Raw genomic sequence first — 11,867 nt, forward strand, 5'->3', positions numbered from 1 at the left:
TGGGGCCGCAGACCCGCGATCCCCGCCTCCCCGCAACTGTCAGCGGCCGCCGGCCGTCCACCGCCCAGCCGGCTCCGCCACCGACTGCTCACCACCCACCCACCGATCCACCACACGACCACCACTGACCGCATGACCACCGCCCACCACCTGTGACCCGCCGCAGCCCACCGGGCGACGGCACCTCGGACACCAAGGAAGACCATGACCGAGAACAAGCCCCTCATCATCCCCGACCTGGTCGCGCTCGACGCCGACGCCGGCCCGGGCAAGGAAGACGTCATCGAGTTCCTGGCCACCACCGTGGCCGGCGCGGGCCGGGCCTCCAGCCCCGACGGCCTGGCCGCTGACGCCAAGAAGCGCGAGTCGACCGCCCCCACCGGGATCCCCGGCGGCATCGCCATCCCGCACTGCCGCAGCTCTCACGTCCTGGCCCCCAGCCTCGGCTTCGCCCGGCTGGCCGAGCCGGTCGACTTCGGGGCCGCCGACGGACAGGCCGCCGACCTCATCTTCATGATCGCCGCCCCCGACGGCGCCGACGACTTCCACCTTCAGCTCCTGGCCAAGCTCGCCCGCGGCCTCATGCAGACCGAGTTCACCGACGCCCTGCGCCAGGCCGCCGACGCCGAGGAGATCACCCGCATCGTCACGCAGCAGGTCCAGCCCGAGCTGCTCGACGACGGGGCGCAGGCCGAGGGCGGCGCAGGCGGTGGGGCCGGTAAGGCCGGAAGCGCCGTGGGCTCGGCCCAAGGGTCCGGCGCCGCGGAGCCCAAGGAGGCTGCGGCGTCGTCGGCCCCGGCGGAGGGTCAGACTGTCATCGTGGGGGTCTCCTCCTGCCCCACCGGCATCGCCCACACCTTCATGGCCGCTGAGGCCCTGGAGCAGGCCGGTAAGGACCGTGGCATCACCGTGGCCATCGAGGGCCAGGGATCGGGCAAGATCGACGCCCTCGACCCCGAGCTCATCAAGCGGGCCAGCGCCGTCATCTTCGCCCACGACCTGCCCGTCAAGGGACGTGAGCGCTTCGCCGGCAAACCCGTCATCGACGTCGGCGTCAAGGCCGCCGTCAACGACGCCGGCTCCCTGGTGGACAAGGCCCTGGCCGCGGTCGACGACCCCGGCGCCGCCCGCGTGCCGGCCGGCGGTGGGTCCGCCGAGGAGAGCGAGGAGGGCTCCGAGCACTGGGCCCGGCGCCTGCAGCGCTCGGTCATGACCGGGGTGTCCTACATGATCCCCTTCGTGGCCGCCGGCGGTCTGCTCATCGCCCTGGGCTTCCTCCTGGGCGGGTACGACATCGCCCTGACGCCCGAGGGGGCCGACAAGTCCGTGGCCGAGGCGGTCGCCCACGACTACACGCTGTGGGGGCTGCCCGGCTCCGTGGAGGGCGCCGCCGGCTCCGGGCTGACGCTCTACCTCGGGTCGGTGTTCTTCCTACTGGGGCAGGCGGCGATGAACTTCCTCGTCCCGGCGCTGGCCGGCTACATCGCCTTCGGTCTGGCCGGCAGGCCCGGCATCGCCCCCGGCTTCGCCATGGGTGCCATCGCTGTGTCGGTCGGCTCCGGATTCATCGGCGGCCTCATCGGCGGCATCCTCGCCGGCTACTTCGCGGCCTGGCTCACCGGGCTCAACGTGCCTGCCTGGCTGCGCGGGCTCATGCCCGTGGTCATCATCCCGCTGGGGACCACGCTGGTGGTCGGCTCCGTCATGTACATGCTGCTGGGGCGGCCCCTGGCCTCCCTCATGACCGCGCTGCAGGACGGGCTGAGCTCCATGTCCCAGGGTGGTTCCGCCGTGTTCCTGGGCATCATCCTCGGGCTCATGATGTGCTTCGACCTGGGCGGGCCGGTCAACAAGGCCGCCTACCTGTTCGGCACCGCGGGCCTGTCCGCGGCCAGCGCCAGCAACACTGCCCCCTACGAGATCATGGCCACCGTCATGGCCGCCGGCATGGTGCCGCCGCTGGCGATGTCGGCTGCGACCTTCCTGCGCTCGCGGCTGTTCACCAAGGCAGAGATCGAGAACGGGCGCAGCGCCTGGCTGCTGGGGCTGTCCTTCATCTCCGAGGGTGCCATCCCCTTCGCCGCCGCCGACCCGCTGCGCGTCATCCCGGCCACCATGGCCGGCGGGGCGGTCACGGGTGCGATGACCATGGCCATGCACGTCGGCTCGCGTGCGCCCCACGGCGGCGTGTTCGTCGCCTTCGCCATCACCAACTTCGGTGGCTTCCTTCTGGCGATCCTGGCTGGGACGGTGGTGTCCACCGTGCTGGTCGTCGTCCTCAAGGGGCTGGGGCGCAACGCGGACGGCAGGAAGGGCGCTGAGGCGCAGGCCGCAGCCGCCGCCTGAGCGGGCGATCCTCATCACCGCGTCGTGCGGGGTCCCACCAGGTACGGGGCCCCGCACGACGTGTGTGAGGAGCGAAGAGGCCGAGCCTGAGAGGCTCTGCGTCCTTCGGCGGGGACGCTTCACGCGGCCGGGGACGTTTTCTGGCCCATGGGTCCGGTCCGCGCGTGCGGGGGCACTCCCGTGTCTTGCGCGCCGCCGTTGACCGGCGAGCAGTGCGGTCCGCGCGTGCGGGGACAGGAATCCTGTCCCCGCACGCGCAGAAGGCCCCGGCCGCGCGGAAATGTCCCCGTCGGTGCAGGACGCACCCGGCCGCAAGGATATGTTCCTGTCGGCGCAGAAGGTCCCTGTGGACTGGGCCGCCCCTGATCGAGGACGTACCTTTCGATCGGGGACTGCGTTCTCCCACAGAAGGCGACGGCCCGGGCGCAGTCGTTTGGGGGAGAAGTACGTCCTGGATGAAGAACGCAGTCCTCGATGTGTCGGGGCGGCCGCGCGGCGTCGTTATCCGGGCCGGTCAGGGCCGGCCGGTACAACCTCGTGGTGGTCTTCACCGCGGGGACGGGTGCTCGCCGCCCGCGATGGGCTCTCGCGCTCGCCCCGGGTAGTTCCGGCATAGGCTTCGCGCCATGGCTGCAAGACGACGTATCGACCCAGACGCCGGCGCCCAGGCCCTGCGCCAGTGGGCCCAGGAGCAGGGCACATCCGGGGCTGGGCCGGCCACAGCCACTGAAGGGCCGGCTGGCGCTGAGAAAGCCGCCGATGGTGCCGCCCCCGCCAGCCCTGCCGACCGGGCCGCCCGACGGCGAATAACCGCCACCGCCGTGCGCTACACCCTCGAAGAGCTCGCCGCCTGCGCGCCCGGGCGCTCGGTCGAGGTGCGGGTCCCGCCCTTCGGCGTCACCCAGGCCGTTGCGGGCACCGTCCACCGCCGGGGCACCCCGCCCAGCGTCGTCGAGACCGACGCCCCCACCTGGCTGGCCCTGGCCACCGGCCGACTCACCTGGCAGGACGCCCTGGCCGGCGGCACCCTGCACGCCTCCGGCGAGCGCTGCGACCTGTCCGTCTACCTGCCGCTGGTCAAGCTCTGAAAGCCTGTCCGGTCTGGACCGACCGGCGCCGGTATGGCCGTCGCCGTGCCGCCGCTCCGATTCTGACTGTCGCTTTGGGAGCCGGGGCTGCTCCGCGGGCTCGTTGGGATCGTCACCCCCATGTCCTGAGGCGTCGCGGACTGTTGGCCAACCGCGCAGAGGACGAAAGTGTCACAAATGGCGACTTTTCCACGCGCCCTGTCGGGGCGGGCGTCAGGGTGCAAGGTCCTGACCAGCGCCAACGCGTTCTGACTGGTCGTCTGCGGAGCGCACTCGGTCCTAAAAGTCGCCGCCCGTGACAGATCGGGCCGATTCCGCCCCATCCGTCTGTTGGTTGCTGCGCCAAGGGCCCGCGCCGGTAGGTTCATCCCATGAGTCGCACGCGCCTGAGCACCTACACCGCCCCGCCCGCCGAGGTCGCCCGGACCTTGGATGCGTTGCGCGCGCACTACGAGGTCCCCACCGCCTTCCCGCCCGAGGCCCTCGCCGAGGCGGAGGCCGCCGCCGGCGCCTGGGCCCAGGGCGGCCCCGCCCGTCTCCTGGCCGACGGTGCCCGCGACGCCCGTGACCTGGAGCTGGTCACCATCGACCCGCCCGGCTCCATGGACCTCGACCAGGCGGTCCTCCTGGAGCGCCTGCCCACGCAGGCCGACCAGGCCGGTACGAGGACCGGGGACGCCTTCGAGCCGGCGGCCACCTACCGAGTCCACTACGCCATCGCCTCCCTGGCCACCTTCGTCACCCCCGGCGGCGCTCTGGACGCCGAGCTGCGCCGCCGCGGCGAGACCATCTACGCCCCCGACGCCGCCACGCCCCTCCACCCCGAGGTCCTCTCCCACGGCGCAGCCTCCCTCCTGCAGGACGCCGAGCGCCCGGCCTGCCTGTGGACCATCGACCTCGATGAGCGCGGCGAGGTCGTCTCCGCCCGCGTCGAGAGGGCCCTCGTGCGCTCGCGCGCCCGCCTCACCTACGCCCAGGTCCAGGCCGCCATCGACGGGGAGGGAGCCCTACCCCAGGAGGCGCCGGCTGACCTGCCCGAGTTCCTGGCCGAGATCGGCCGCCTGCGCCTGGAGCGCGAGGCTGCCCGCGGCGGTATCAGCATGACCACGCCCGAGCAGGTCGTCGAGGTGACCGAGGCGGCAGAGGAAGAAGCGACGACTGAGCCGGCAGCGCCAGCAGAGGATACGGACCCCGCCGAGAACGCCGGCTACCGGCTCGCCTACCGCGTGCCCGTGCCGGCCGAGCAGTACAACGCCCAGATCTCCCTGCTCACCGGCATGTGCGCCGCCCGGATCATGGTCGAGTGCGGCGTCGGCATCCTACGGACCCTGCCGCCGGCGCGCCCCGAGGACTACGCCCGCCTGCGGCGCGTCGCCGCCGCCCTGGGCATCGACTGGCCGACCTCCCAACCCTACCCCGAGCTCGTGCGCGGCCTGGACCACGCCGTGCCCACCCACGCGGCCTTCATGGAGCAGGCCATGTCCCTCTTCCGCGGATCGGGCTACCTCGCCTTCGGGGTGGGCGGCGTCGGGGTCCCGGCCGACGACGAGGCCTCCGACTCCGAGGAGGCCGTCCACTCCGCGATCGCCGCCCGCTACGCCCACGTCACCGCGCCGCTGCGCCGACTCGTGGACCGCTACGGCGAGGAGGTCTGCATCGCCGCCTGCGCCCAGGCTCCCGTGCCCGAGTGGGCCCTCCAGGCGCTGCCGGACTTGCCCGGCGTCATGGAGCAGGCAGGCAAGCGCGCCCGCGCTATCGACCGCGGGGCACTGACCGCCCTGGAGGCCCTGGTCCTGCGTGGGCACGAGGGCGAGGTCTTCGACGGCGTCATCACCTCCGAGCACGACGGCCGCGGCGAGCTCGTCCTGGCCGAGCCCGCCGTCGTTACCGAGATCCGCGCCGGCAAGAAGCCCTCCGACGGCGGCCTCCCGGTGGGTGAGCGCGTGCGTGTCCGCCTCCTGTCCGTCGACCCCGCCTCCGGTATCCGTTTCCAGCTCCTGCGGCGGGAGCGCCCCTGAGATCGACCGGCTCCGGTGGCCGTAATGGGCAGACGGCGCCCGGCCGTGACAGACTGTGCGTGTGCGCACCGGTGAGAATCCCTCGCAGATCACCTTCGACCATCCCGACGGCGCCCGCCCCACACCGCGGGCCGGATCCTCCGAGCCCCTGGGACGGTCCAGCCGGCCGAGCCCGGCCGATCCGGCGGCTCCCGAGGCTCCTGCGGCTCCCGCAGTACCCGCCGACACCCCCGGCCTCACCACCCTGACCGCCCTGCCCGACGACCACTGCGACGAGCTCGAGCCCTCGCCGCGCGAGGAGTGCGGCGTCTTCGGCGTGTGGGCCCCCGGCGAGGACGTCTCCCGCCTGAGCTACTTCGGGCTGTACGCCCTCCAGCACCGCGGCCAGGAGTCGGCCGGCATCGCCACTTCCAACGGCTCCCAGATCCTCGTCTACAAGGACCTCGGCCTGGTCTCTCAGGTCTTCGACGACCAGGCCCTGTCCAACCTCACCGGCCACATCGCCGTCGGCCACGTCCGCTACGCCACCCAGGGCGCCACCACCTGGGAGAACGCCCAGCCGATGCTCGGCCCGGCGGCCGGCTCCACCCTCGCCCTGGTCCACAACGGCAATCTCACCAACACCCGTGAGCTCATGGACGCCGTGCGCGCCACCTCCGGGGAGGACCTCAGTGGCGAGCTCGGCCGCGGCTCCTCCACCGACACCGCCGTCCTGGCCGCCCTGCTCAACCTCGTCTCCGAGCACGGAGCCCTGGAGGGCTGGGACTCGGCCGCTGACGTCCTCACCTCCGGCATCACCGACGACGCCGAGCTCGACGCCGCCTACTCCGCACCGGCCCCCTTGAGCATCCACCAGGCCGCCCGCCGGGTCCTGCCCATGCTGCGCGGGGCCTTCTCCTTGGTCTTCATGGACGAGCGCACCCTTTACGCCGCCCGCGACCCCCACGGGGTGCGCCCTCTGGTTCTCGGGCGCCTGGGCAACGGGTGGGCCGTGGCCTCCGAGACGGCCGCCCTGGACATCATCGGCGCCGCCTTCGTGCGCGAGATCGAGCCCGGCGAGCTCATCGAGATCGACGAGGACGGCGTGCGCTCCTCGCGTTTCGCCACCGCCCGGCGGGCCGGCTGCGTCTTCGAGTACGTCTACCTGGCTCGCCCCGACACCCGCATCGCCGGACGCAGCGTCATCACCTCGCGCAACGAGATGGGCGCCGCCCTGGCCCGCGAGCACCCGGTGGAGGCCGACCTCGTCATCGCCACGCCCGAGTCGGGCACCCCGGCCGCCATCGGCTACGCCCAGGCCTCCGGCATCCCCTACGGGCAGGGTCTGGTGAAGAACGCCTATGTGGGGCGCACCTTCATCCAGCCCACCCAGACCCTGCGCCAGCTCGGGATCCGCCTCAAGCTCAACCCCCTGCGCGAGGTCATCGAGGGCAAGCGCCTCGTGGTCGTCGACGACTCCATCGTGCGCGGCAACACCCAACGGGCCCTGGTGCGGATGCTGCGCGAGGCCGGCGCCGCCGAGGTCCACGTGCGCATCTCCTCCCCGCCGGTCATGTGGCCCTGCTTCTACGGCATCGACTTCGCCACCCGCGCCGAGCTCATCGCCACCGGCATGAGCGTGGAGGAGATCTGTCAGTCCATCGGCGCCGACTCCCTGGGCTTCCTGTCCGTCGAGGGCATGGTGGCCGCCAGCGGGCAGAAGGCCGACGACCTGTGTCTGGCCTGCTTCACCGGCGACTACCCGATCCCGCCGCCCGTGCGCAGCCTGAAGTCCGCCGCCATCCCGGTGTGCCGCGTCCCGACCGCCTACCGTGGTCGGCGCCGCGAGGAGGCCGACGACGTCGGCCGCACCGTGCCGCCGGGCAGTATCACCCGCCCGGACCTGGCCTCCGGCAGCCCCCTGGGGTCAACGACCTAGCCCGGGCCCCGGCTCCTGCCGCGTCCGGCCGGCCCCGGTCCGCCGGCGGCGATGCGCGCAGGTCGCCTGTTCCGCCCTCGCCCCTTTCCGCCCACCACCGCACCTTCGACCCGAGTCCACAAGGAGCCCCACCATGACCCAGCAGCCCGAGCAGCCCACCTCCGCCATCACCTACGCCGACGCCGGCGTGGACACCGCCGCCGGGGACCGGGCCGTCGCGCTCATGAAGGACGCCGTGGCCTCCACCATGACCCCGGGTGTCGTCGGCGGCGTCGGGGGCTTCGCCGGGCTCGTGGACGTCTCCGCCCTGCGCGACTACCGCCGTCCCCTGCTGGCCACCTCCACCGACGGCGTGGGCACCAAGGTCGCCATCGCCCAGGCCCTCGACATCCACGACACCATCGGCCAGGACCTGGTGGGCATGGTCGTCGACGACATCGTCGTGGTCGGCGCCCGCCCCCTGCTCATGACCGACTACATCGCCTGCGGGCACGTCGTCCCCGAGCGGATCGCCGACATCGTGCGCGGCATCGCCCAGGCCTGCGCCGCCATCGGCACCCCGCTGCTGGGCGGGGAGACCGCCGAGCACCCCGGCCTCATGGCCCCCGACGAGTACGACGTCGCCGGGGCCGCCACCGGCGTCGTCGAGGCCGACCGGATGCTCGGGGCCGAGAAGGTACGCGCCGGCGACGTCCTGGTCGCCCTGGGCGCCTCCGGCCTGCACTCCAACGGCTACTCCCTGGTGCGCCGCGTCATCGAGCACGCCGGCTGGGGCCTGGAGCGCGAGGTCCCCGAGTTCGGCCGCACCCTGGGCCAGGAGCTGCTCGAGCCCACGCGCCTGTACACCCGCGTGTGCCTGGCCATGCTGGAGACCCTGTCCTCGCCGGCCGCCCCGGGGCCGATCCACGCCCTGTCCCACATCACCGGCGGGGGGCTGGCCGCCAATGTCGCCCGGGTCCTGCCGGACGGGCTCATCGCCGACGTCGACCGCTCCTCCTGGACGGTGCCGCCGGTCTTCACCACCGTGCGCGAGCTCGGCTCGGTGCCGTGGGAGGACCTTGAGGGCACCCTCAACCTGGGCGTGGGAATGGTCGCCGTCGTCGACCCGAGCGTGGTCGACGCCGTCCTGCGGGTCGCCGAGGGCTCCGACATCCCCGCCTGGGTGCTGGGCGAGGTGCATGAGGCCGGGAAGTACGAGGCCCAGGGTCGGGTCGTCTCCGGCACGAAGGGCGTCGACGGGGGAGCGGTCGACATCCACGGCACCTACACCGCCTGAGCCGCGAATGCCCTGCTGGACCAACGGGCCTCATACGGTGTTGTGTCACGGATGGCGACTATTCAAACCCCACCGGGCCGGTTCTGGAGCAACGGGCCCGGGCAGCACCGCCCTGACCTGGGTCGATGCGACACAGGTTGTTCGGTTCGGGAGTGAAAAGTCGCCGAGAGTGACACGGATGGCTGCCCGACGGGCCTCGACGCGCGCGTTCGTAGGCGTGCGGAAGGGCCGGCAGGTGCGTTCCTCCGGCCCTCCTCGACTGGGGTGGGCTACTTGCTGTCCTCGTCCCAGTCATCGTCGTCGACGGCATACTTGGCGGCCAGCTCCTCGTAGTCGATCTCGTCGTCAGGCTCAGATCCCGAGGACGCTGAGACGAGCTCCCGCTCCAGAGCCTTGTAATCAGTCTCCGGGCTGAAGTACTTGAGCTTACGGGCAACCTTGGTTGCCTTGGCCTTCTGACGGCCGCGCCCCATAGGCTCGACCCCCTCCAACGTGTCACGGCGCGCACGTGGGCGCGCTCTTCCTGGTCAAATATGTCGTGGGGCAACCGTACAACGTCAATGGTCACGAACACCATTCGGACACCGGGCGAGAGTCGTGGTGACGCACACCCTACATGTTGGACAGAGGGTCCAAGAGTCCCATAGGGATTGCTCAGAGGGTCTTCGGCAAGCCCTCAGTAAGCCTGCGGATTCTGTCCAATGTCGGCCCGAAGTTCTTCTAGAGAGACTGGGATTCTCAGGAGTGAGGGGCTGCTGCCTCGAGGAGTCCTGAGAAGGGGTGGGGAGGGGGCTGCCTGGTGATCGGGGCCCTCACTTCGCCGGAGGCGTACGTGGAGGGCCTGACATGTGCGAGGGTGGCAGCCCTGACGGACGCGCGGGCGCACGGGCGCACGGGCGCACGGGCGGCGGCCCTGACCGACTGAACCGCGAGGACGCACCTTAGGGCCCGAGGACTGATGTCAGGGATGCAGCCCGCGAGGCCCGATGGTGCGTCCTCAGCGGGTGGGCGGCGTGGCTGCAGGGGGAGGTGCATCCATCGGCAGATGGTGTTGCGGTGCTTGGTGCAGTCGATGGGCAGGGCTTCCAAGACGGCCGGGCCCTTGGTGCTCGGCGTGCTTGGAGGTGTGCGTCCTCGGGGGTCTTACGGATGTCATCACGAGATGAGCGAGCTCGGCACCTGGGGCGGGGCTATGTTCTGTGCTGGGGACGTACTTTGCGATCGAGGACTGCGTTCTCCTGCAGATCACTGGGGTTTGAACGCAGTCATCTGGGGGAGAAGTACGTCCCCGACAGAAATCGCAGTTTCCGATGCGGACCGGCTGGCTCCCGGTGCAGGAGTATGCCGGGGTGCCGGCGTGACGCGAGGACGCACCTTAGGGGCTGAGGACTGCTCCCGGGGGCGCAGTCCGCGAGCCCGATGGTGCGTCCTCGACGGGTGGTTCTGTGTCAGCGGCGGGCGAGGCGGGCCAGGACGACGCCGGCAGTCACCACGCCCCCGGCGACGGCGGCCGCTTTGGCAAGCGCGGAGGTCGCCTCGGAGTCACCCTGCTTGGCGCGCTCCCAGGTCTCCTCCGCCTGCTCGGCCAGCCTGCGGGCCTCCTCGCGCAGTCGGCCGGCGCCGGCCACCGCCTCCTCGCGCAACCGGTCGGCCCCGGCCGCAGCCTGCTCACGCAGGTGGTCGACCTTGGCGCTCGCCTGCTCGCGCAGATGCTCCCCGGCCTCCCTCGCCTGTGTGCGCGGGTCGGCCCGGGAGGCGAACTCATCGACGCTCGCCGCCAGGGCCGCGCGTTGGGCGCGCAGCCGCTCCTCGATCTGCTCGGGGCTCAGCGGCCCAGCCCCTGCGGCCCGTGACCCGGCCCCGGCGGCCTCGCCGCCGGGGCCGTCGGCCCGCTGCCCGCTGGTCATGCCCTGCCCGCCCGGGCGCGGAAGGCCTTGACCGCGGCGACGGTCGCCGTCACGCTCAAACCGGCCAGGGCGATCCCCGCAACCGTGACGATCCCCAAGGAGGCGGGGTCGCCGTCGCGGGCGTCGTCGAACAGGCGGGAGACGCGCTGACCGAGGGTCAGCGTGCCGGGCTCGTAGGAGTCGACACCGCCGTTGGGGTCGGTGCCGCCGCCGACCAGCGATGTCAGACGGTTCTTGACCTGCCCGACAGCGTCCTCGGCCTTCCCGAGGGCCTGGCCGCGCAGGTCCTCGACCTTCTGCCTGGCCTTGAGCTTGACCATCTTGGTCAGGTTGTCCGGCACCAGGCGCGCAGCGAGCTCGTCGATGTCGACGGCCAGCGCCTTGCGGCGGGCCTCCATATCGGAGAGGAGCGCGTCATCGGCCGGTGCCGGGGCCTGAACCGGTGCAGCGGCGGACGGCTTGGCTTCGGGGGCGGTGTTGGCGCTCACTGGGCGTTCCCCCTCTCCCTGCCCGATGCGATGGCGTCCTTGACGACCTTGACCGACTCCAGCAGCCCCTCCTGCGGCGCGGGGGCGTTCTCCTTGGCTGCCTTGAGCCGCTTGACGCCGACCAGGGCCATCGGCACGGCTACCACCGTGAGGATCAGGGCTATCACGAGGAAGGCCGCCCATAGCGGCATGATGTGGGACAGCCCCACCGTGAGCGATCCGAGCATCAGTCCGAAGGCGAACAGGGCCAGGACCCCCGCGCCACCGAGCAGCACTGCGGCCGGCTTCATCTCCTTGGCCATGCGCTGCCCCTTGACCTTGGCCAGGTCGATCTCGCCGCGCACCAGCGCCGAGATGTTCTCCAAGATACGGGCGATGAGCTCGCCCAGCGTGGGCTGGGCGCTGCCGGCTCCCCGAGGAGGCGTGGCGGAGGCCGACGGCGTCGCCTGCGACGGCGGGGGAGGTGGCTGGTTGTTGGGCATGAACGGACCTTCTTGTGTGAGGTGCGGCGTCGAGTGCAATCGACTGACTGCAAGGCGGCGGGATCGCGACAGTGGGACGACCCGCTGACCCAAGAATCTCATAGCGTGCGCCATCGTGGAACAACGCAGGCCCGGGCGGGTTTGTAGGTTTGGGATATGGGGACCGGCTTTCGCCACCGGCGATCTACGGAGGGCAGCTGCCAGCATAAGGCGGGACGTCCGGATCGGCAGGGCGGCCCGGATCGGCAGGGCGGCTGGAGGGTGTGGAGGGCCTGACCGACAGAGCCGCCTGGAGAATGTCGAGGGCTCGGACCGGGCCGACGGCGCGGACTGGCAGGTTGGCC

At 71.9% G+C, this 11,867-nt stretch carries 9 protein-coding genes; 5 read left to right on the plus strand and 4 right to left on the minus strand.

The genetic code is table 11. The features are described 5' to 3' along the window. Nucleotides 1–204: 204 nt before the first annotated feature. From BKH32_RS00070 to purM, 5 genes are all read left to right on the plus strand, one after another. A complete protein-coding gene (locus tag BKH32_RS00070; protein WP_075248057.1) occupies nt 205–2,346 on the plus strand; it encodes a PTS fructose transporter subunit IIABC in 2,142 nt (713 codons plus the stop codon). Between the two features lie 626 nt (nt 2,347–2,972). Next, nucleotides 2,973–3,434 carry a sterol carrier family protein gene (locus BKH32_RS00075; protein WP_075248058.1) on the plus strand — a complete coding sequence of 154 codons (462 nt, stop codon included), beginning with the start codon at nt 2,973–2,975 and terminating at the stop codon, nt 3,432–3,434. Nucleotides 3,435–3,805: 371 nt separating this feature from the next. Beyond that, nucleotides 3,806–5,452 carry an RNB domain-containing ribonuclease gene (locus BKH32_RS00080; protein ID WP_075248059.1) on the plus strand — a complete coding sequence of 549 codons (1,647 nt, stop codon included), beginning with the start codon at nt 3,806–3,808 and terminating at the stop codon, nt 5,450–5,452. A 61-nt stretch (nt 5,453–5,513) separates the two neighbouring features. Then, nucleotides 5,514–7,370 carry an amidophosphoribosyltransferase gene (gene purF / locus BKH32_RS00085; protein ID WP_075248060.1) on the plus strand — a complete coding sequence of 619 codons (1,857 nt, stop codon included), beginning with the start codon at nt 5,514–5,516 and terminating at the stop codon, nt 7,368–7,370. A gap of 133 nt (nt 7,371–7,503) precedes the next feature. Further along, on the plus strand, nt 7,504–8,646 hold the full coding sequence (purM, locus tag BKH32_RS00090) for a phosphoribosylformylglycinamidine cyclo-ligase (RefSeq protein WP_075248061.1): 1,143 nt from the start codon (nt 7,504–7,506) through the stop codon (nt 8,644–8,646). Between the two features lie 269 nt (nt 8,647–8,915). On the opposite strand, the gene BKH32_RS00095 is transcribed toward purM, so the two are convergent. The 4 genes from BKH32_RS00095 to BKH32_RS00110 form a co-directional block, all read right to left on the minus strand. Further along, a complete protein-coding gene (locus BKH32_RS00095; protein ID WP_075248062.1) occupies nt 8,916–9,119 on the minus strand; it encodes a DUF3073 domain-containing protein in 204 nt (67 codons plus the stop codon). A gap of 975 nt (nt 9,120–10,094) precedes the next feature. Continuing rightward, complete coding sequence (locus BKH32_RS00100) at nt 10,095–10,553, minus strand: DUF3618 domain-containing protein (protein ID WP_075248063.1); 459 nt, start codon at nt 10,551–10,553, stop codon at nt 10,095–10,097. Next, nucleotides 10,550–11,041 (minus strand): hypothetical protein, encoded by a 492-nt coding sequence (locus BKH32_RS00105; protein ID WP_075248064.1) that lies wholly within the window; start codon nt 11,039–11,041, stop codon nt 10,550–10,552. Before BKH32_RS00105 ends, BKH32_RS00100 begins: the two co-directional genes overlap by 4 nt. Next, complete coding sequence (locus tag BKH32_RS00110; protein WP_075248065.1) at nt 11,038–11,523, minus strand: phage holin family protein; 486 nt, start codon at nt 11,521–11,523, stop codon at nt 11,038–11,040. The genes BKH32_RS00105 and BKH32_RS00110 overlap by 4 nt, the downstream gene beginning before the upstream one ends. Between the last annotated feature and the right edge of the window lie 344 nt (nt 11,524–11,867).

Source organism: Actinomyces oris (genome assembly GCF_001929375.1).
In the GTDB taxonomy this organism is placed as follows: Bacteria; Actinomycetota; Actinomycetes; order Actinomycetales; family Actinomycetaceae; genus Actinomyces; species Actinomyces oris_B.